The sequence below is a fragment of the Undibacterium sp. GW821-FHT07F11 genome (assembly GCF_059418665.1).
In genome coordinates, this window is sequence record NZ_JBWKQH010000007.1 from 217,525 (window position 1) to 238,586 (window position 21,062).

16 protein-coding genes are annotated in these 21,062 nt (G+C 51.6%); 5 read left to right on the forward strand and 11 right to left on the reverse strand.

Annotated features, from left to right (window positions below):
• The first annotated feature begins 11 nt into the window (after positions 1-11).
• Positions 12-461, forward strand: a complete 450-nt coding sequence (locus AC07OI_RS18845) for a hypothetical protein (RefSeq protein WP_492701098.1) — start codon at positions 12-14, stop codon at positions 459-461.
• Positions 462-601: 140 nt separating this feature from the next.
• Here AC07OI_RS18845 and AC07OI_RS18850 read toward each other — a convergent pair whose 3' ends face one another.
• From AC07OI_RS18850 to AC07OI_RS18875, 6 genes are all read right to left on the reverse strand, one after another.
• Positions 602-1,741, reverse strand: a complete 1,140-nt coding sequence (locus tag AC07OI_RS18850) for a hypothetical protein (RefSeq protein ID WP_495258279.1) — start codon at positions 1,739-1,741, stop codon at positions 602-604.
• A gap of 474 nt (positions 1,742-2,215) precedes the next feature.
• A complete protein-coding gene (locus AC07OI_RS18855; protein ID WP_495258280.1) occupies positions 2,216-3,895 on the reverse strand; it encodes an MAC/perforin domain-containing protein in 1,680 nt (559 codons plus the stop codon).
• A gap of 413 nt (positions 3,896-4,308) precedes the next feature.
• On the reverse strand, positions 4,309-6,837 hold the full coding sequence (locus AC07OI_RS18860; RefSeq protein WP_495258281.1) for a beta-1,3-glucanase family protein: 2,529 nt from the start codon (positions 6,835-6,837) through the stop codon (positions 4,309-4,311).
• Between the two features lie 294 nt (positions 6,838-7,131).
• Positions 7,132-7,806 (reverse strand): hypothetical protein, encoded by a 675-nt coding sequence (locus tag AC07OI_RS18865; RefSeq protein WP_495258282.1) that lies wholly within the window; start codon positions 7,804-7,806, stop codon positions 7,132-7,134.
• Positions 7,806-9,044: a hypothetical protein gene (locus AC07OI_RS18870; RefSeq protein WP_495258283.1), complete on the reverse strand. Its 1,239-nt coding sequence runs from the start codon at positions 9,042-9,044 to the stop codon at positions 7,806-7,808. Before AC07OI_RS18870 ends, AC07OI_RS18865 begins: the two co-directional genes overlap by 1 nt.
• A gap of 86 nt (positions 9,045-9,130) precedes the next feature.
• Positions 9,131-9,976, reverse strand: coding sequence for a YdaU family protein (locus AC07OI_RS18875; protein ID WP_495258284.1), 846 nt, complete (start codon positions 9,974-9,976; stop codon positions 9,131-9,133).
• A gap of 525 nt (positions 9,977-10,501) precedes the next feature.
• On the opposite strand from AC07OI_RS18875, the gene AC07OI_RS18880 reads away from it, so the two are divergent.
• Complete coding sequence (locus AC07OI_RS18880; protein WP_495258285.1) at positions 10,502-14,164, forward strand: tetratricopeptide repeat protein; 3,663 nt, start codon at positions 10,502-10,504, stop codon at positions 14,162-14,164.
• Between the two features lie 120 nt (positions 14,165-14,284).
• Here the strand turns inward: AC07OI_RS18880 and AC07OI_RS18885 are convergent, their stop codons facing one another.
• From AC07OI_RS18885 to AC07OI_RS18895, 3 genes are all read right to left on the reverse strand, one after another.
• Complete coding sequence (locus AC07OI_RS18885) at positions 14,285-14,863, reverse strand: DUF4865 family protein (RefSeq protein ID WP_495258286.1); 579 nt, start codon at positions 14,861-14,863, stop codon at positions 14,285-14,287.
• A gap of 225 nt (positions 14,864-15,088) precedes the next feature.
• On the reverse strand, positions 15,089-15,493 hold the full coding sequence (locus AC07OI_RS18890; protein WP_495258287.1) for a tautomerase family protein: 405 nt from the start codon (positions 15,491-15,493) through the stop codon (positions 15,089-15,091).
• A 3-nt stretch (positions 15,494-15,496) separates the two neighbouring features.
• Positions 15,497-15,838 (reverse strand): carboxymuconolactone decarboxylase family protein, encoded by a 342-nt coding sequence (locus AC07OI_RS18895; RefSeq protein ID WP_495258288.1) that lies wholly within the window; start codon positions 15,836-15,838, stop codon positions 15,497-15,499.
• 134 nt (positions 15,839-15,972) lie between these two features.
• Here AC07OI_RS18895 and AC07OI_RS18900 point away from each other — a divergent pair, with 134 nt between their 5' ends.
• The 3 genes from AC07OI_RS18900 (at position 15,973) to AC07OI_RS18910 (ending at position 18,038) form a co-directional block, all read left to right on the forward strand.
• Positions 15,973-16,872, forward strand: coding sequence for a LysR substrate-binding domain-containing protein (locus AC07OI_RS18900; protein ID WP_495258289.1), 900 nt, complete (start codon positions 15,973-15,975; stop codon positions 16,870-16,872).
• Positions 16,873-17,037: 165 nt separating this feature from the next.
• Entirely contained in the window at positions 17,038-17,412 is a 375-nt protein-coding gene (locus tag AC07OI_RS18905; RefSeq protein ID WP_495258290.1) for a VOC family protein, read from the forward strand.
• Between the two features lie 242 nt (positions 17,413-17,654).
• A complete protein-coding gene (locus AC07OI_RS18910) occupies positions 17,655-18,038 on the forward strand; it encodes a hypothetical protein (protein WP_495258291.1) in 384 nt (127 codons plus the stop codon).
• Positions 18,039-18,654: 616 nt separating this feature from the next.
• Here the strand turns inward: AC07OI_RS18910 and AC07OI_RS18915 are convergent.
• Entirely contained in the window at positions 18,655-19,995 is a 1,341-nt protein-coding gene (locus AC07OI_RS18915) for a cytochrome c/ABC transporter substrate-binding protein (RefSeq protein ID WP_495258292.1), read from the reverse strand.
• Entirely contained in the window at positions 19,992-21,053 is a 1,062-nt protein-coding gene (locus AC07OI_RS18920; RefSeq protein WP_495258293.1) for an SCO family protein, read from the reverse strand. The genes AC07OI_RS18915 and AC07OI_RS18920 overlap by 4 nt, the downstream gene beginning before the upstream one ends.
• Between the last annotated feature and the right edge of the window lie 9 nt (positions 21,054-21,062).

Here is a 21,062-nt window from a genome sequence, read left to right on the forward strand (position 1 = left end):
ATTGAGTTTACATGGATACAAAATACTGGTTTCGATCCGAGCTTTTTAATATCCAGCCCGATGAAGATGGAGAGTCCAATCCGGGGTGTTACGGAAAAGAGCTTGGTCAGTGGCTCTGCCAGAAATTTATTGCACTAGGCTACGAAAATGTCGAACTGATTGCAGAAGATTGGGGCTGGTGCGTCATGTGCAAGCGTGACAGCTATTTGCTTTGGGCAGGCTGCGGCTCCATACTCACCGAAACATCATCTGAAAATCTCGACCCTGCCCTACCCCCTGACAATTCAGAAATAGTCTGGCATGTCTTTACAGAAGTGGAAGTACCTTTTTTCTTTTTCAAATCAAACTTTTTACGAATGCTGGGCAAGCTCGATACCAAGACTGCCTACGAAAAATTAAATCGCGATCTGAAACAAATTCTGGAGCAAGAACCAGGCATATGTCTTTGCGAAGAAGCGTAATTAAAATTGACTTTACTTCCCCCTTACCTTCAATGAAAGAAGGTTCAAGAAAACAAAGCGCAGGTATGCAGTTTGGCAAACGACTCTGACTCCAAACCTGGTCCCAGAGTCGATTGCTATCCCCTCTTAAAAGTTCTAACTCAAGGTTGCGGCGTCAATAAAAATGCCCGCTGCACGCCATTGATTTTGCCTGTGCCAGCCAGTTGGCCTGCGTCGTTGATGCGCAGGCTGGTGTAGTCGATGTCACTCAGGCCGCCAGCGAGGCTGGAGACGTCGGCAATCACACCCTCATTGTAAAAGAAGGCACGGCGTACCTTGTTGGGATCACTATTGAGTGTGTAATAACCAATCACCTGGCCCTTGCTATTAATGGCGCGGGCATAACTATTGCCTGCGGCACTAGCGGGCATGCCCAGATTGCGCATGCCGCCTGCGGCATATAAAAAGGCCCGGTTGTCACCGTTGGCAATATTGGCTGTGCCTGTGACCTGACCCAGGTCATTGATGCCAATGGCTGTACTGGTGTTGCCCCCAAGAGTGCCGAGATCATAAAACTGGCGGCCGTCATATAAAAAAGCATGCGTCGCCTGGCCATTATTTGAACCACCCACGATCATGCCAGAAGAGTTGATCGCCGTTGGCACACAACTGCCATTGGCTGACAATGCCCCTATGTCTGTCAAACCACCGCCATAAGACAAGGCACAACGAGTTTGTCCCTTCACATTACTGGCACTGGCAACAATTGCACCTGCATTATTGATTGCCACCGCCCTGCTGAAGCGACCACCCAGAGTGCCAAGATCAACCAGCCCGGCTGTGGTGGCGACAAAGGCGTGCTCGTTATAATTAGAAAAGACGCCGTAACCTACAACCTGGCCATTATCATTGATGCCGTTGATTTCGACGTAGCCACCACCAAAGCCACCTAGCGGTATCGTGTTGTTGCCGCTGAAGATGCCAAGCTCTATACGCAAACCATCAGCACTGGTGATACGGCCTGCTGCGAGGCCGTTTTTGTTGGCGACCAGCACCACGCCTGTGGTGCTACCTATAGGAGCAAGCTGGCCTGCCTGGCTCAGGAATGGATAAGGCAAGCCATCGGCCCTTGCTGACAAGCCACCAACGCGGCCATCCGCCGTCAAGGCATAGCCGCCGCTGGTACCCGATTCAAAGGCCCCAAGATCAGTCAATTGCCAGCCTGCTGCCTGGCTTGTCCCGCTTATGGCCAGCAACAAGCTGAAACCGCCGAGATATTTTTTCAGATGTAGTTTTTTCATAAAGTCTGGTGTAAGTCCGGCGCACTGGCCGGAGCGGCATTGTGTAAAACATCAGCAACACAATCTGGTGGGAGCCTGCACACCCCTGTTTTATCCACCGTTCATCAAAGCTTGCGACCATGCACAAGCGGATCTGCCTGATGCCGGAAAAGCCGTTCATGGCATCAGCGCATGCATGAAACGATAGCAATCGAAGTGGGGTGATGCAAGTAGAATGACGTGCATGTTTACTGAGGCTCAGTGTTGGACTGACCAAGCGTAGCGTCGCAAGTCTGACGCACTTATTGCAGCCATGTATATGGCATGACAGTCGTCACCTGAACAGCAATGTACCAGGAATGAAGCGGCTACTTCAAGGTTGCCTGGCACTGGTGCCTGACATCTGGTCTATACCATGACATCAATACGCCATGCACACCACGAGCAGTGTGCATGGCGTATCTTTAGTCACGCAAAGTTTTGCCTGATTGGGGTTTAAGCACGCAGGCTGGCGCTCAACTGGATTGCATAGGCAGTGGCAGTGCCCGGTGACACATTACCTTCCATGTCGGAGTTATATTCAGACCAGGTCTGCGCAGACGAAGGGGCATTACTCTGGACCAGGTTACCCATTCCTTTGACATTGCTGACGCTGACACCACCACCTGCAATCGCAGTGACTGCTTTTGCCACGGCATTGCCATGCTGGACGTTATAGATTGGTTGATTGGTAATTTGCGATGTGATGCTCAGATATTCTGAATACACGCCAATTGCATATACCGTCAGCGGCACGTTACGGGCTGCAGATCCATAGTCATGGATCATGCCTGTCCAGGATTTGGCGCTGACATCACCATTCGGGTAGCTTTGCATCAGGAATTTGCATTCACCCTCGGTCCAGTTGGCTTTTGCACCGCCGCCTGTCAGGATGAAGCTATCAACGATTGCAGCCGTGGCAGTGTCGCCCCCAACACCTGGATTAGTGCCGCTGGCGCTAGCGAGGCTGACCTTGAGCAAGTTGCTTGGGTCATAGATGGCAACTGCATAGGACGTCAATGTCTGGGATCCAGGGTCGGCAGGGAAACTATGATCATGCGAAGCTGCTGTCCAGCCCGTGATGTTATTGTTTTGGTCAAGGCTGGGGTAACAACCCAACAAATAGTTGGGGCTGCCCGTCGTTACCGAAACACCGCCAGATATGATTTTGTAGTCTTGGCCAACAGTGACTTCCACCAGATTTTCCTGGCGAGGCTGGACACTGATCGTGCTGGAGAAGTAGGATGGATAATTGATACTCTGCATCAAGACTTTCAATTGCACATAGAGCTGCAGGAATTTTTGCGCGGTGCTGCCAGCGGTTGCCAATTCCCAGAATTCCTTACTCTGACTGACGCCTGATACCGTACTGGCAGTGCATGTTTCAGCCCAGGCAGCATAGGTTTTGGGATCATTCACATCCAGATTGGCGGCAACAGCGCTGCTGCCGCCTATGGCTTTAACCTCAGAATGATATTGATCGGTTTTATAAGTGCTCTCAAGACTGCTGGTGACCTTTGCCGTCGCCGTTACACTGGCGACGCTTTTATACTGTGCAGTAACCGCCAGTTCCATACTGGTTTTGCTGCTTTCACTGGTGGTATTGGCAGAGATGCTGACAAAGAGTGCGCCACCGAGGTAGACACCCAGGACGAGGTGCGTGCCGTAATGATCGGTGAATTTGGCAGCGCTCGCCAAAGAGTTTATACCTTCCAAGTCTGCGAGCAACTCACTGGTCAAATAGCTTTTGATCACTTTCACATCGCTGCTGTGATTGAAATAAACGCTGCCGCAACTAAGTATGGCTCCGAAACCAAAATTGAATGCGGTAGATGATTGGTAAGTTTCCTTGTTGAAGTTAGCTTGCACAGAACCGCTGAAGAAACTGTAGCTGCCCTCTATACCAACGGAGACAGCGAAGCTCGATTTTGTTTCAATAGATGAATTAGTCTTGTCGGTCTGCGAAAGAAATTGTTGTTGGCTGGTTTGCTCGGTAATCTGTGCCGGATCTATCACCTTGCCCCGGTAGTCTTGCAGAAAATTGAGGATATTGTTGGGCGACTGTGCAATATTATTATTGAAGACATTGTAAGACTGCAGGATAAAACTCGCCGGTGTGGATGCTGCTGAGCTCATATTGGTTTCCTTGGAATGCTGCCGTGGACAGATCAATTGACACTCGCTTGACGCAATGAGCATATGGCGCAGCCATTCGTCCATGTCAAACAAGTGACTACGCGCTCTAAGGATATAAAAGCCGTGGGTGCCGTCACCAGGGTAGTTCACACCGCGACCGTTTGTCCGTCTTGATCAGCCTGTTTATTGACAAACCTGGGCCGAACAACAAGCTCTGACAGCATGAGGCATAAGTATACTTATTAACAATGTCAAAAAGATAATTTCACCTGCATATTCTTTACATATTTTTATGATTTTCCTTTGCGAGAGTTTTATTGACTGACAGGGGCATTGCTGCAAACAGCGGAGAACCAGATTGCATTAACAGCAGGTTGGGCAGCGCAAGGCCGGCCCAACCTGCGCGTTACTCCCTAACTCTGAAACGAAAAATTAATCTGCCCTGTCAAGGTAGCACTGCCATCCGTAGGCACATACACAGCCTGTATCGCATAACCAACTGAAGCCGCATTTGACGTGACGCTGGTGGATGCCCCCGTCGCATCCGCATTGGCATTCGTGCTCATGGTCACCGTTGTCGGGTTGAACAAGGCTATCGTGGTCCCCGGCGGGATGCCGGTGCCAGTCAGCACTTGCCCCGGTGTCAGGTTATTGGTGCTGCTGACATTCTCGATCAGGTTATTGCCGTTGGCGACGACGCCTGTAAAACTGAGCACATTGGCCGGGATATCAAACGGGATGACATTGGTGACGCTGCTGACGGTGGTAGCAGCGACGCTGGCAGCAATGTTTTGCAGGGAATCCAGCAGGTTCAGCGCCAGCGTGCCTGCCACGGTCGTCAAAGGCAGCACGACGGTAACGCTGACGTTGGTACCGACCGGGAATTGCGGCGGGTTCAGGCTGACGGCAAAGTCCCCGCTGGGGCCAATCAACTGCACCGTGCTGCTGGCCACCGCAGACTGGTAATTGGCATCGCCCGAATACACTGCCGTGAGTGTGTAGCTGTGGGTATAAGCACCATCGGGCAAAGGAGGCACGCTGAAGCCGCTCTGCGCTGCCTGGCCTGCTACCAGTGGCACAACGGTAGAACTGCCAGCCACATCCGTCATGACACAGCCATCAATAAAATAACTGATACTGCCAGTTGGTGCCGTACTGCTGCTGCCTCCAGAAACACTTGCCGCCAGTTGCAGGCTGCCACCTTGCGTGCCGCTGTTGGGTGCTGTCAGTGTCACGGTGGGCATGGGCGTGCTGCCCCAGGTGCTGAGGGTGATGCTGATATTGCCGACACTGCTCTGCTGGATATTGGTGCTGCTGCCAAACTTGTCATCGTACGGAAAGGCATAGGCCAGGCCGTTTTCGGTCAGGCCATTCTGGTGCCAGTATTTGACCCAGTAATTGAAAGGCTGAGCATCGGGATACCAGGTCGTGCTGTCCCCCCATGTGGATGGGTCATTGAGGATGATGCCACGGTTGAAGGCGGCAGAAATCGAGTTCTCCAGATCGCCCTGCACTGCTAATGTCTTGCCGCTCAAACCACGCAGGGTATTGTCGGCAAATACCGCATCGCAGGCAAAGATCATTTGCGAAGCAGATTCCTTGGCCATGGCGGCGCTGATCCATGAAGGTGGTGCAGCGAGGGGGAAAGCAGGCGTATACGCTACCGGCGTATTTTGTGTCGAGAATGGATAATAAATCGTATAGGTACTGCTGTCAGTGTTGCTGGCATCTGCCAGTTGCAATGCATAGTTGCCGTCTGCCTGCAACACCACACTGCCGCTATAAGTTAATGGTTGGCCATAGGCAGATGATTGCAGACTGAAGGTGTTGCCGCCACCATTCGCAGGCACACCCGCGCTTGCCTGCGCAGGGCTGGTGAAATAATTCAAGAAAAAGTTATCGACCTGGGCATTGAAATAATTGTTCAAAGGGTCGGTGGCGGCGATGGAGGGGTTTTCACAAATGTCTTTCGGCGACACGATGCGCATCGGCACCGCAGCCAGGCATTCAAGAAACAGGCTGGCATTGGTTTTATTGCTTTGCTCCTTGATAAAGGTCGCAAAATTGCTCATGTCTGTGCCGTTGAAAATATCATCGCGCACACCGACCACGCCGACAGGCCCAGCCAGGACGGCAGTGAGCGCTGCGCCGCTGGCAGTAGCCGTGGCTGGCAGGTTCAGCGTCATGCTGGCGGGGTTGGCACCCGTTGGTACACTGACCACCGCACTACCCGCCGCAATGCCGCTGCCAGTCACAGGCACACCCTGGCCCAGGCCATTGCTGTTACCCAGGCCGGTGACCTGTTCGCTGCCTGTGGTGGTGTCACCCGTGAAATTGTCATTGTAAGTCTGCGTGGCCGCAGCATCCTTGAAGAACTGCAATTGCATGGGCAAGCCAAAGGCATCAACCTGCGAGGTATCGATATCGACATTGATGCTGTCATTGGAATTCGACGCGACGGTAAACTCCAGAAAATCATAGAACGTACCAGTGCTCGGGTCTTGCGCACTGGCCGGGCTGGGTGACGATACCGAGGCCGGTGTTGATGTGAACGACACCTGGGCCTGCGCGGGCGCGCCGACGGAAATCAAAATGCGTCCCGAATATTGCTGGTTGTTATTACCGTTCGCATCACCCGTATAGGTGGGCGCAGGCAGGCTCAGGTTGTTGCCCCATTGCGTGAGTGTATAACTGGGCAGGATGACGCCATCTGGCGAATTAGGCCCTGGCGGCGACAGATCAGTCACGGCAGTCGGCACCACTTGCGTCTGCCCTGCTGCTGGCGGCACCAGATAATAATTGGTGCCCTGTGCCGGGGTCTGGTTATTGCCGGGGTTGATGATGAGGCTGCCATATACCGTCACCCAGACATTGTCGTTATTGGCAGGCGAATTATTGATGATGGTGATGGGTGCAGAAGACTGGATGGGAAAAGAAGACATGGGGACGCTCCTTGAGGGTGATGACATCGTAGAAAGGTAAGCCACGGCGGCTTGCACGGTTGATGCAATATCCTTGCCTATTCTACATGATCAAAACACAATCAAAACGCCTGTCTTAACTTATGGTCAGCAATTGTCTGCTGTAGTCCGTTACAGGTGTGCAATACTGGTTTTAGCTTTACTCCTCCTCCCCGACGGCAATATATGGAGTGGATAGGATTTGCATTGAACTTGAGCATCCTGCTGCTTTGCCGCTCCTGCCCACAGAACGGCGGCGATCATACTGCCAACATCTTAAGCGATGATATAGCTGGTCCCTTTGAAACGAATGCTTCCATCCTGGTATCTGGCAAACGCCATCCACTTGACGTAAGAAAAACCCGGGGTCAGAACCGCGCGGTAGCATTGCACAGGCTTGTTAAAGGGCCAGATGCGATCCCAATCGTCCAGACATTTCTCCGGGGCTACCGCATGTACGGCCTCTATATGCAGCCTGGATTGATCTTCGGAGTTGCGGCTATAACTTTCCCACGGCAAACCGGCCTTGCGCAAGAGGGCTATCCCGCTGAGTTCTGCCAGGTTCTTGATCTCCATGGAAGCTTCCAGCGTTATGTCCGGATAGATTTCTGTCCATTGCTGGCCGGGGTAAAACTGCTCACGATAATCCAGGGAAGGGCATTGCCCTTTGCTATTGATGCGGGCTGCGTATTTTTTGTTTTCGCTTTCGCGGAAATGCCAGGCCCGGTCTTCCCATTTGAGACTCACCTCATCAAACACACAAGCCTTGCCTTGCACAATGGCAGGTTTGCTGACCACAAACGCTTCCGGCTTGGCAAGACAGCGCACCAGCGTCATGCCATTTTCCAGCTTGAAGCTGGACTGCGCCATGATCTTGACGCTCAGCACTTGCTCAACCGGCGCGATGTCACAGGAAAAATTGGGGACTTCATAAACAATGATGGGTAGCATTACTTTCTCCAAAAATCCCAGATGCTGCGGGCCGTTCTGGCCGGGTAATCACGGTAATTATCGACCAGTATTTTGTAGTCTCTCTCTACAGGCCTGGGCGAGCGAATAATATCTGAGGCGTAGGACATTATGCCGGGTCGCATTGCAGGATCTATATACTTGAATTTGTCATGGCCGCGTCCAAAGGCGTGCAAGACTTCGTGCCCAGTCACATTGAAGTTGTGACTACGAGGCAAGTACATCGTCAGATCATCTTCGTTCCAATACCCACCAGTATTTTTAGGCAATCTGCGGTTCTCTGCGACCTTATTTTTGAAGGCATCGTCATCCATGACATTCACTTTAAATGCGATTGGCTCATCTTTTTGCGCGAGATGAAAATCAATATTCATGCCGTATTTGCCGTCTTTGCCATTGATCAGGTTCAGTTGTTTGACAGCCAGATCACAATCAGGAACAGTACCTATGCATTCCAGTGCAGCCTTGGCAGAGAGTACGTTATCAGTAATGTTCAGGTTTTGCAAATTGCGCAACTGTGGGCCATTCCAGTCACCTATCGTGTCAGGGTCAGGTTCTGGACTATTCGCAATATGCGCAGCAATATTCGCCTGGATTCTTCTTAAATCATCAGGCGGAACTTGCGAGTAGTATTTACTACCCTTCCTGGCAAAATCAACATAATCCGCATTGGGCAAGCGGCTCACATCCAGACCCAGGTCATTCTGGAATACCTGGCGCTGCAACCAGATTACTTCCTGTTCACGGGTGAGTCCTGGTGGTGGCAAGTCCAGACGCTTCCTATGTCTTTGCAGCACATCGGGCAAAGCACCTGGGTATGCTGCTGTTCCTCCCTGGTCGTCCTCATTGGCATACATGGCAGGATACTTTGCCTGCCCATCGTGCTCGCCCCATGCTGCTGGCCCTTGATCGTCATTTCGCATCGCACTGCGTTGCCAGCTATTGAATGGCAAATCTGCTTGCTGTCTGTTACGCAACAGCAAGGGATCATCCACGTCGCTCATACTACCTGCCAGTGAGAGCGCACCTTGCTGCGGCCAGGGAAATGCCTGCTCCTTATCGGTCCGTCCATCTGCCTGGAATGCAGCCATGCCAGTTTGTGCACTGCTGTCGCCACCTGGCGGTTCTGCAAAATAAACCTGATCATTGCCCGGATCATCATCCAGAACTGGAAAAAAATATGGCAAGCCATCCCTGCCTGTGTAAGTGTTTCTTATCATGTCATCCTCTATGATGGTGGTAGCACAGCGATTTCTGTGCCTGTTTTTTTGCCTGCATCATGTACTTACACTGATGTACTTACGTATCAGTATTCTTCTTCATCAAAATAAGTTTCTTCATGCTTCCATAAGGGCCGCTCCTCCCAGTCCCTCAGATAATGTTCTTCAGGACCAAAGAACACACTGACATGCATCACGGCATCCAACTCCACCTGCTTATCTTTAACAAAAGAGCGATAACAACTGGCACCGTGAAACATGTGGACAGGGCTAACTCCTTCTGCAAGACGGGCATTCCAGGCCTGGTAAGCAGCGTTTTTATTGCATGCAGAGGTCTTGGGATAATCTTCCCATGCATATTCAAAATATTCATCGCACTGCTGCGGCGTGGCCGCAGCTTTTGATTTTGATTTTGGTTTTATTTTTTTTATTGGCAGATTGTTGACTGGTTTATCGTTCCTGGTTACAGGTTCATGGTTATTGGTTGCGATCTGTGCCGCTTGCAATTTCGCATCTGATCTTGTTTCTGATTTCAGAGGTGTAAGGTTTGCATGAAGTGTTTTGTCTATGCCGCTTTGCTCAAATTCTTCATCTGTCTCTGCGGCCAAGCCTGCCCTGGTACCGCCCCAGCGTGCCTTGTTGGCAGACTTGGCACGATCGGCCTTGGCACGGTATAAAGCCAACTCTTCTTCACAACGGCGATGGGTGTGACCTGCATCTGAGATCACAAAGAAGTCAGACAAGACATCCGCCACTTCATGCATATATTCGCGCATGCCTATCAAGCGCGCGACTTTTTCAGGGTCGACTGGCAAGGCGGCTTCTGTTGTGTAGTACAAATCCAGCATGCGGCGGTAGGCCAGGTCTTCCAGCAAGCTCAGGTGGCGGGTGTGGGACGCATAATCGCCCAAGTGAAAGGGATAAAAATTCATATCTCCCCTCCTCTTGCAATGGTGTTGTGGCTGCGAAATGCAAGATAAATGGCCAGCCCTGCAAATGACCAGGCGTGACTGTACGCTTGAATCAAGATATTCAATGAAAACCTCATCAACAAAAATGGTGATGCACAGGTCAGGACAACCCGTGCGGAAAATGATCTATGTGCAAACTGAAAAGCAACGCGAATTGATGTGCTGCCTGGCGCGTTGCGAGATGTGCTAAAACGTGTTTTGAATGCGTAATTTGCATGCGTGCTGTGTTTGCATGCAGTAATGCGGTACAGAAAACCGGAAAGGAGACACATACCCGCAAAAGGCACGCTTAAGATACACCTTGCCCCACAAGGATGCATGTTACACAACCCTTGCGCATTCTCCAAATTTTTCTTAAGTCATTTTCAAGCTAAGATAAAGTCCAAAGAAAACCCTAAAAAAACATAGTGCAATGCTTTGAACCAAGCTTTTTAGCCGTCACCCCAGTACAATACAAATTGGTTCATTTCCACCATCGACAAAATAATGCCGGTTAAATTTCACCCCCTGTTCTGCCTGGCCCTGGTGCTGCCTGCCATGTATAGCCCAAGCTCCCTGGCTTCCACTGAAAAACAGGCCAACGTTACCAGCCCACAGCTTAAAAAGCAGTTATCCGCAAGTGAGGTGCAGACCAATGACCTGCGCAAGCTGGCGGCAGAGAACCCCGGTAAATACCTGCCCCAGTTGATCACTGCCATCATCCAGCAGGGTGTTATTTATCATAAGGAAAACCGCTACCAGGAAGCGCATGTCGCCTATGATGAAGCGCTGGAACTCTGTAACAAGGTAGAGGCAGAGAAAACAGACACATACCAGACACAGCTGTATATGGTGCTCAACAACCTGGCATTGCTGTATCAGGCAGAAAAAAACTGGCCACAGACCCGGATCTACTTTGAAAAAGCAGTTGCCATCCGCCGCCTGCAGGCAGAAAAAAACCGTGATGCTTTCCTGCCGCAATTGTCTGCGGTCTTGTATAGCCTGGCAGATTTTTACAAAGAGCAGAACCTGCGCCCGCAAGCGCTTGCTGCGTATGGCGAAGTCATCGCCAACTACCGCCAACTGATGCTGCAAGATGCCTATACCTACACACCCAGACTGGGCAGTGTGCTTTTTTATGCTGGAGTGATTCAGTATCAGGAGGAAAAAATACCTGAAGCAAGGCAGATGCTTGAAGAATCCATTGCGTTTTACCGTCTTGCCATACTAAAAGAAGAAAAATTCAAACCGGAATTGGCGCTCAGCCTGTGCAACCTCGGTGTCGCCAACAAGGCAGACCGCAAGTACGCTGCAGCACGGCTGGCTTTTGATGAAGCCATCGCCATCTACCAGGCCGACAACAAGAAAAGCGCCCATGCCCAGTATGCCTATGCCAATACACTCAGAAGCATGGGGGACTTGAATGCCATCGAAAACAAGAGAGAGCAAGCGCAAACATCCTACGAAGAAGCGGTCAAGGTTTATCGGCAAATCCCTGCCAGTTACGCCAATGAGGCGCGGCCATTCTTTGCCTATTCGCTCATTGAGCTTGCAAGCATTTACAAACAGAAAAATCTGTACCCGCAGGCAATCAGCACCTTTGGTGAGGCCGCCGCCAATTATCGCCTGCTAAGCCAGAAAGATGCGCTGACCTACACACCCAAGCTGGCCAATGCGCTGCTTAATGTGGGCTTTGTCCAGCATACTGATAAAAAATATGCAGAAGCAAAAAAAACGTATGAAGAATCAGCTAGCTTTTACCGCCTTGCGGCATTAAAAGAACCCAGGTTCAATGCAGGGCTTGCTTTAGCCCTGAGTAATATTGCCCTCATCGACAAACTTGAGAATAAAAACCCTGAAGCGCGCCAGGCTTTTGATGAATCCATCGCCCTTTATAAGGAAAATATAAAAAGCAATCCCGCGTCCCTGCATGGGTACGCAATTACACTGGAAGGCTTTGCCGAGCTCAACAAGAAAGAGAACAAGCTGGTGCAGGCACAGACAGCTTATGAAGAAGCCGTCAGCATTTACAAGCAAGAACTGGCTAGAGAGCCCGCGCAGGCCTTGCCGGCATTGACATCTGCGCTCATCAGTCTTGGTGACTTGTACCGGCAATTGCGGCTAACTGACAAGGCGCTCGGTGCATACGGTGAGGTCGTGGCCAACTACCGGCAGTTGATCCAGAAAGATGCTGATACCTATACACCCAGACTGGCGAGTGCCTATTTTTATCTGGGAGTGCTTCATTTCAACGAAGACAGATATCCAGATGCAAGACAGGCGTATCAGGAATCTGTCAATTTTTACCGTACTGCGATAGGAAAAGAACCCAGGTTCAAGCCGGAACTTGCCCTCAGCATTTCCAATCTTGGCATCAGCTACAAGAACGACAAAAAATATACCGAAGCACGGCTGGCGCTTGATGAGGCCATCGCCATCTACCGCACAGAAAGCCAGAAAAGCGCCCATACCCTGTATGCCTATGGCGACACGCTCAAAAACCTGGGTGACCTGAACGCTTTAGAAAAAAAGCAAACGCAAGCGCAAACATCCTACGAGGAAGCCGCCACTATCTATCGTCAGGTACCATCCAGCTATGCCGACCAGGCACGGCCCAACTTCGCAGCAACACTCAACGAGCTCGCAGATATCTACAAGCAGGCAGGGCAAAGCGACAAGGCACGCGTGATTTATGAAGAAGCCGTCGTTCACTGGCGCAAACTGGCCATCAAAACACCAGAGTATTATCAAAGAAGACTGGCGGGTACGCAATTGTCACTCGGCCTGATTTATTACAGTGAACGTAAAAATCAGCAGGCACAGCAAGCGCTTGAAGAAGCCGTCAGTATGTATGGCGCGCAGGTAGAAAAATATCCTGAGCTGACCCACAATCTTGCAGTCAGCTATTTAAACCTCGGCGATGCTGCGCTCGTCAACAAACAAACCCAGAAAGCCTATGCTGCATACGGTGATGCCCTACCCCTTTATCGAAAACTGCTCAAGAAAGATGGTGACACTTACTTACCACCATTGACCAGCTTGTTGGTCAACATGGCAGAGATAGACCTGACGCAAAACCGCAATAAAGAAGCTTACCCAGCGCTGGAAGAAGCGGCTGCCAATTACAGGAAGCTCTCGGCGAAGGATGTAGTGTCAGCACAACTGCATGCGAAAAAATTTGCCAGCGTCTTGAGCCAGTTCGGTTACCTGAATCTGAATAATAAGCCAGAACTGACAGAGGCACTACTCACTGAAGCCCTTGCTATCTACCGCCCGCTCGCTGCCAGAGAACCACTTTACTTGCATGATCTTGCATCGGTACAAATCAAACTGGCTATGGCCTTCAACAACCAGAAAAAACCGCTCTTGGCGCGCCCTCTGATGGAAGAAGCTATCGTCAATTATCGCAAACTGGTACAGCAAAAACCGGAATTGTCGAATGAACTCATCTTTACGCTGTCACAACTAGGTGAGCTCAATCTGAAAGAATTACGTGTCGATGGTGCCCGCAAGTTGTACGTAGAAATACTCACGCTCTGCCGCCAGCAAATTGACAGAAACCCGGGGACTGAAAAACGTAGTCTGGCCTGGGTGCTTGCCAGACTAGGCACGCTTAACATCCTCAGCAAAGAATTGGTACCAGCCCGCACCATGCTGAATGAGGCAATCAGTATCTATCGCCAGGATTACGCACAACGCAGCGAAACCACCAATGAATTTGCGATGGCCATTTATGGTTTAGGTTTGGTCAATCATGCAGAAAATAAAATCCCTGAAGCAATCAAAGCTTTTAGCGAAGCCAGCACAATGCTGCAGGAGCAAAAGCAATTAAGCCCTGCACAGCAAGCTGAAGTGGCCAAAATGCTGAGCAGCATGGTGGCCCTGGAGCTTACCGAAAGACGCATCAAAGATGCGCAGGAACATGTCAACGCTGCGCTGACTATCCGCAGACAATTAGCGAAGAGTCACCCTGAGCTTGGCCAGCAAGACCTGATAGACAATCTCGCCCAGCTCTCTGCTATTCATATGTTCAACAGGGATTTGCCCAAGGTCAGGCAAGTCTATGCAGAAATCACACTGCTTGTTGAGCGCGCAGGGTCGCTGCCACCGCAAACCCAGGCCCGCGTCGATGTAATCAAGCTCTTTATCAAAAGTACCGAGGGCTTATAAGCATTTCACTTCGCTCGTTATGATTAGGTTCACAGCACTCCTTCCCGGGAGTGCTGACCTGATAACCCATGTCAGATATTGCTGCTGAAATCCATTAGTGGCGCATGAGGCCCCGCATTATCAGTACCCTGGTGCCGACACATGTCCCACTTCATACGCCTGCACATTATCAGGCGAACCTGCGGCTTGCGCGGCTGATGCATCACGCCATAAAGTAAAGTGCACCAGTGTCCATTCATTCGGATCAAAAGCCATCAGCGTTGCCAGCGTACCATCTTGCTGGCTGATGTTTTTTGCGGCTGCAGTTTCATGTTCACGCAATGCGCCCAGTGCGGTATATGGCGCAATAGGGCTGATCTGGCGCGTAGCAAATTTTGCGCTGCGTACCTGTGCATCGACATGGCTATGCCATACCGACCATTGCTTGACTGCGGGCCAGCCAAAGGCTTGCGAAACGGCTTGGAAGCCATCGCCACAAATGAAATTATTTATGCCTTCGTTATCGTTCCAGAGGTAAAAAGGGGCGTAGACATTCTGGCTGGATGCTGTGGCTTCACTGCTTTTACTGGCATGCAGATAGGCTTTGAAAACCAGGCCAGGGAAGTTGTCGAGCATGTGGCCCTTGCTGGCGATGCGCTGGCGGACGATGTCCATGTCGTAGTCGGCAGGGAGGGTGAAGTTGTATTGCATGGCGATCATGTTGGGTGTCCTCTTGGAATTGGATAGACAGGAAAATTTTTCTCATAAATTGCAAGGATCGTAGGTTGGGCCGGGCCTCGCTAGGCTACGCTTCATCAGCCCAACACTGGGCCTCTGCAAACGTATACGTTATTTAAACGCCGAGCGTTGGGCTGATACCCCGTAGCCCAACCTACAATGCGTAGCCTGGCGAGGCCCGGCCCAAGCTATGTAATTGCAGCGACCTCACTCATACCGCGCCACCCCGTCATACATCACCCCACTGCTAAACGACCAATCCTCTGCCGCCGTGGTATTGATGATGACCATCACATCCTCTGCCCGCAAACCAGGTGATTCTCCCAGCAGTTCAACCAGTCGCTGGTAAAACGCCTGCTTGGTGGCAGCACTGCGCTGGCGGCCAGCGGTGATCTGTATCAACACAAAATCATCCGACCTTGGCTTATCCTGATGACTGAGATAGTCGCGGTCAAACACCAGCTCATTCGCTTCATGCTGCTGGATAATCTGGAAGCGGTCCTTGAGTGGCACTTCATAGGCATCGACCAGGGCCTGATGCAAGGCATCAGACAAGGCTTGCAGGTATTCAGGTGATTTACCCTTTAACAGGGATACACGGCTCATGGGCATGATTTACTCCTTTGATGTTGAAGTAGTTTGGTTTGCAGGCAATTGACGTAGCACACTGATGGCAGAGGCAGCCGTTGGCCAGCCCGAGTAAAACGCCAGGTGGGTGATGACTTCCACCAGCTCAGCCTGCGTGATGCCATTGTCCAGCGCCCTTTGCATATGGAAGGGCAATTGCTCGCTGCGGTTCAGCGCGATGAGTGCGGCAACCGTGATCAGGCTGCGCTCACGCGGCGGCGGGCCCGGCCTTTGCCAGATGTCATCGAACAGGACCTGATCAGTCAGTTCGGCAAATTTGGGGGCGATGTCGCCCATCAGTTCGCGGGCGATGGTGCTGGGGATTTGCATGGTGCGACTCCAAAAGCGTTGTTGACAAGTACAAGATACCCTACTATCTTCATCCATAAAATCAGATAATTTCAAATCAATCATTCCAAAAAATGGGATGGACAAAAAAGAAACAAAACACAAGGAGTGTTCCAGTGAGCAAGATCACCTTCGACCTCGACGTCATGCGCACCTTTGTGACTGGCATAGAACTGGGCAGCTTTGCCAAGGCGGCGGACAGGCTGGGTCGCTCTACCTCTGCCGTCAGCGCCCAGCTCAAGAAGCTGGAGGAGCAGGTCGGCAGCCCCATCCTGCGCAAATCAGGGCGGGGCATGCTGCCCACCGCAGCAGGCGAGACCCTGCTGGCCTATGGCCGCCGCCTGCTGGAACTCAATGACGAAGCTGCTGCCGCCGTGCGCGGTGTTAATCTCGAAGGCTGGATCAGGCTGGGCATACCTGAGGACTTTGGCGAACGCATACTCACCGACGTACTGGGCCGCTTTGCCCGCGCCCACCCCAGGGTCAGGATAGAAGCCAAGATCGCCCGCAACGCCACCCTGTTCGACCTCATCACTGCAGGCCAGCTCGACCTGGCGCTGACCTGGGACGCCAACATCACCAGCCCGCACAGCGAACACCTGCACAACTTTGCCATGCACTGGATAGGCGCGGCAGACCCACAACTGCAAGCAGTGCATACTGCTGACGATCCGCTGCCTCTGGTCGCCTTCGAAGCCCCCTGCCTCATGCGCAGTTGCGCCACCAGCGCACTGGACCGCGCCAACATCCCCTGGCGCCTGTCCTTCACCAGCCCCAGCCTCAGCGGCATCTGGGCCGCCGTCGCCGCAGGCCTGGGCGTGACCGTGCGCACAGCAGCTGGCCTGCCCCCGCATCTACGCATCATCAACAACCCCGCCCTGCCCGCCCTACCCATGCTGGGCCTGACTTTGCACAGGATGGATGCGGAGCCGGAATTGGCAGTGCAGAGATTGCGGGAGATTATTCTGGAGACGCTGATGGGGGAGGATTTAGGGCAACAGCTCAAGGCAGCGTGATGGTTTGATGATTTTGATGACTAGCCCGCGCCGCCCCCTCCCGTGCGATCTGGTTTGCACGGCGGTTTGCGCGGCACTAAGGGGTCAGGTAATATCTGTGATCTGTGGTGAATGATCAGTCACATCAATTATTTCTACTTCAATCGATATCTTCCAGGAGGTAATATGAAACGTGTTGTTGGCATAGGCGGCGTGTTTTTCAAAGCAAAAGACCCAAAAGCCTTGAGCGCATGGTATCGCGATCATCTAGGTTTTGACCTGAGCGAATGGGGTGGCGCAGTATTCGAGGCCAATGGTGCCAACAACGATGCCAAGACAGCCTGGTCATTATTCCCTGCCGACTCCACCTACTTTGCGCCCAGCCCCCAGCCCTTCATGATCAATTACCGCGTCGATGATTTACACGCCCTGCTCGCAGCCTTGCGTGAGGAAGGATGTGATGTCGATGCCAAGGTGGACGATTCGGAATATGGTAAATTTGGCTGGGTGATGGACCCTGAGGGTAACCGGGTTGAGTTGTGGGAACCGCCGAAAGATTGATGTGCAATACTCTTGATTTCACTTATTGCCCAACGGTGCGCACGACGCACCGTTTTGAACCACATGTAATGACATTGATTTCGATATCTTGCGTCGACGGCACAGAAATATCAGCAAAAGTATAATCGTAGGGCGCAATGTATTGCGCCGTATGTGCGCGTCGCCTACTCAGTAAATATTTACTCCAGTATATTGTAATTCCATGCGGTGCATTGCAATGCGCCATACGTCAATAAAAAGTTATGAATAAGCAATTCAATTATGACGCGATTTCTAATTCCTGTAACTGGGAATTTCAACACGCAATTAAATCGTTGAACTTGAATGTGAATCAGGCATTTGGGTACGCTTATGATGAAAGAGAATTCGTGTTGCGTAACCCTTCCCCCTGGGTCAGGATTGCGGCATACACCGCCTTGTTCAAGTACGCATCTAAATATGATGTGCCGCTTCTCTCTTTCGACAAAGATGATCCCTTCATGATTGATTTAAAGAATGAGCTGTTGGAAATCTTTGCGACTTATGATCACCTAGTGGCAATTGAAGAGATACCAATAGACTTTCGGGATTTACAAGCCGATTTAGTGGTTATAAGAGAAAAGTTTGGGAATTGGGCTCCAGTTTAAACGTCACCTGTTAACTGGTCACGAATAATATTGACGTCAATGGTCAATATCCTGCTACGACATCACGGCAATATCTGCCGGAAAACATACTTGTGTTTGACAAGCCGCGCACATGGAAGAATAAGCCATCCTTTTTTTGCGTGCATGCGGCGCATTACAATGCGCCCTACAGTACGGACATAAATGCGCTTCAATCTATTTTTACCATTACCCTCAAACCCGTCATGCCGGACTTGATCCGGCATCCAGTGTCGTTAGACCTGGCTTCCAATTATTGTTGATCTTTGCAAAAGACGTGCGCAACTTTCCATTTCAAAATACCGGTGCAAGTACACAACGAAAACCGCTCGATGCCAGATCAAGTCTGACATGACGATTTGGGGATTTCGGTCTGGAATAAAGGAACAGGTTCTTCAGGCTTTCAAAAACCATGTAGATACGGTGAGCAAAACATTGCTTTAGCTTGAGCGGGTCACTATAGAGACTTCGATAAAAGTGCATGCTCGTTTTGCTGACACAAAAGCCAATCGCATCAATGCAGACAACCATGCTATAAAAATTTGCCCGCAGTGTCAATCAGACCTTGGTGGCACAGGTCACAGTTACCAGACAAAAATCACCAGGTTCTCAGCACAGTGAATACGCCATGCTCGGCATCTACAGCAAGCAGTTGCCCTCCGTGCCTACCGTGATGTTGGCCGGGGTGAAAACTTATCTTGCCGAATCCGGGAATCGTAAAATCCCTGAGCTGGTTCAGTTGCTGCAGCAGTTCAGCGCGACCTAGCTGGCGGCCACTGCGTTTGAGTGCTTCTATGAGTACCATGCCTGCTGCGTAGGCGGCGTCGCTGTAGGCGGTGGGCAGGTCAAACACCGGGCTGCTGGTGCGCCAAGGCAAAAGCAGGCGCAGGCGGGATGCTTGTGCGGGTGGCAGTTGCTGGCTGGCCGGGCCGATGTGGATGGCGCTGGCATATACCAGGCTATCACCGCTTGCCGCAAGCACAGCACTCAGATGAGCAGGGCTGCCAAGATAAATCACTGCTTCGCCCGGCTTGCGGACTTTGGCTGACCATATTTGCTCGCGCAGTGATTGGTGATTTGCCCGCGCCTGCTCGCGCAACTCTTTGAGCAATGCATGCAAGGCCGGATCATTGCCAAGATCATGGATCAGGGTCAGTTGTAGTGTCGCTTTATTGCCAAGAACATTGCCGGAAGCAGCGCCAGCATTGCCACGAGCATCAAGTGCGGCCTGGGTCAGCAAAGCGCTGGCTTGTTCGCGTATGGAGGGCAAGAGGTGAAAGCTGTTTGGTGCAGACGGGTCAGAAAAATTGGCAAGCCCGGGCATGGGTAAGGAGCCGATAACAGCCAGCTTGTTAGCTTCAGTTGCGGAATTGGACGCAATTTGCAGCCCGGTTTGCAAGCTACTTTGCAAGCTGCCGACCTCGACAAATACCTCGTCTGGAGCGGGATTGACGATCAGTTCCAGCTTGCGCCCATACACTTGCTGATCAAAGGCTCTGTTCAAGCCTGCCTGTATGGCGGCACCGTAGACACTGTCAGGCAAAGAGACGCCGACACGCAGTACGGTGTCAGTAAGGCCGGGCGTATCTGTGCCGATGACGTTGAGGTAAGCGAGCAGATCATTGAGGCTTGTTGCGTCGATTTGATAGCGTGGCATGAGCGGATGCAGGCTCTGGCCATTGCTGCCTATACCCTCTGCCAAGGCGCGTTGCAAATGCTGACTGTCTGGTTTGCCTGCGATGGCCGGTGCACGCAAGCCGCCCTCTTCGCGTCCCTGACCTTGATTGCCATGGCAGCGCACGCAGGCGGCTTGACCGTTCCAGCCTTTGTGGTACATGGTCTGGCCACGTTGCCAGGCTTGATCATCGGCGGCGTTGGCAATGTCAGTACAGAACAGCCAGAGCAAAACGGAAAATGCAGCCCAAAGCCTTGCCATCATCGTGCTGGCAACAGCTTTCCTACGGCCAGGGCAATATCTTCTGGTTTTGCTGTCGCATAGATTTTTTTCCAGTCACCGGTCTGTACATTGCCTGCCAATAAAATGCCGCTGTGGGCGTCTTTGTCTTCACCACTGCCACCGAGTTTTTTGGCGACAGCGCTGATGTTTTCTGAACTGCCAGTCAAAAATAACCAGCCTGGGCGCACCTTGAATTTGCTGGCAAAGTCTTTCAAGACCTTGGGGGTATCGGTGTCGGGGTCTACCGTGATGCTGACCATCTGCACGCGCGGGTCTAGCAGGGGCTGTACCCTGGCAAGGTTGGCCGTCATGGGTGAACAGATACCGGGGCAAGTAGTGAAGATGAAATTGATGAGTACGACTTTGTCTTTCATGACTTCATCAAAGAAATGCACGGTTTTGCCATCTTGCGTTTGCAAAGGCAAATTGGGGAAGTAGCGGCCATTGGCAGCCTGCATGGCGGGGTCAGGCCCTGCCACTTGCTCTACAGTGCTCTGGATCAGTTTGGCCTCTGGCATGCTGGCGAGTTGTTGCCAGGCCTGTTTTTTTTCATTGATGACCAGCACAAGGCCACTGTGATTGCTGATGTCGCTGACACCGGCATTGAGGGATCGCAATAATTTGTCGACGACAGATTTATTACCCGTCAAAAACTGCCAGCCCGGGCCTGCTTCAAACTGTTGGGCAAAGGCTTTGAGGCGTGCGGGTTTGTCAGTGTTGGGGTCGATGCTGACGGATATGAAAACCACGTCACGCCCTACCCGCGTGCCCAGGTCACGCTGCACTTGGCGCAAGGTGGCGGTTTGGGTGGGGCAGATCATGGTGCAGGAGGTGAAGATGAAATTGACGACGGCTGTCTTGCTTTGCACCAGGTCACGGTAGAAGGCGATGCTCTTGCCATCCTGGTTGATGAGCTGGGCTTCAGGTATGGCACGCATTGCTGCCTGTGCAGATGGCATTGCCATGAAAAAGATGCTGCACACCATAAGCAGCAACGCCTTGTTGATGATACCTGTCATGTCTTTCATCACTTGCTTCATATTGATCCC

Bases quoted from the DNA above. Each gene is read 5' to 3' on its own strand.
- AC07OI_RS18915 (WP_495258292.1), bottom strand. From the start codon at position 19,995: ATGATGGCAAGGCTTTGGGCTGCATTTTCCGTTTTGCTCTGGCTGTTC.
- AC07OI_RS18910 (WP_495258291.1), top strand. From the start codon at position 17,655: ATGAATAAGCAATTCAATTATGACGCGATTTCTAATTCCTGTAACTGG.
- AC07OI_RS18850 (WP_495258279.1), bottom strand. From the start codon at position 1,741: ATGAAAAAACTACATCTGAAAAAATATCTCGGCGGTTTCAGCTTGTTG.
- AC07OI_RS18895 (WP_495258288.1), bottom strand. From the start codon at position 15,838: ATGCAAATCCCCAGCACCATCGCCCGCGAACTGATGGGCGACATCGCC.
- AC07OI_RS18890 (WP_495258287.1), bottom strand. From the start codon at position 15,493: ATGCCCATGAGCCGTGTATCCCTGTTAAAGGGTAAATCACCTGAATAC.
- AC07OI_RS18880 (WP_495258285.1), top strand. From the start codon at position 10,502: ATGCCGGTTAAATTTCACCCCCTGTTCTGCCTGGCCCTGGTGCTGCCT.
- AC07OI_RS18845 (WP_492701098.1), top strand. From the start codon at position 12: ATGGATACAAAATACTGGTTTCGATCCGAGCTTTTTAATATCCAGCCC.
- AC07OI_RS18905 (WP_495258290.1), top strand. From the start codon at position 17,038: ATGAAACGTGTTGTTGGCATAGGCGGCGTGTTTTTCAAAGCAAAAGAC.
- AC07OI_RS18885 (WP_495258286.1), bottom strand. From the start codon at position 14,863: ATGATCGCCATGCAATACAACTTCACCCTCCCTGCCGACTACGACATG.
- AC07OI_RS18920 (WP_495258293.1), bottom strand. From the start codon at position 21,053: ATGAAGCAAGTGATGAAAGACATGACAGGTATCATCAACAAGGCGTTG.
- AC07OI_RS18870 (WP_495258283.1), bottom strand. From the start codon at position 9,044: ATGATAAGAAACACTTACACAGGCAGGGATGGCTTGCCATATTTTTTT.
- AC07OI_RS18860 (WP_495258281.1), bottom strand. From the start codon at position 6,837: ATGTCTTCTTTTCCCATCCAGTCTTCTGCACCCATCACCATCATCAAT.
- AC07OI_RS18875 (WP_495258284.1), bottom strand. From the start codon at position 9,976: ATGAATTTTTATCCCTTTCACTTGGGCGATTATGCGTCCCACACCCGC.
- AC07OI_RS18855 (WP_495258280.1), bottom strand. From the start codon at position 3,895: ATGAGCTCAGCAGCATCCACACCGGCGAGTTTTATCCTGCAGTCTTAC.
- AC07OI_RS18865 (WP_495258282.1), bottom strand. From the start codon at position 7,806: ATGCTACCCATCATTGTTTATGAAGTCCCCAATTTTTCCTGTGACATC.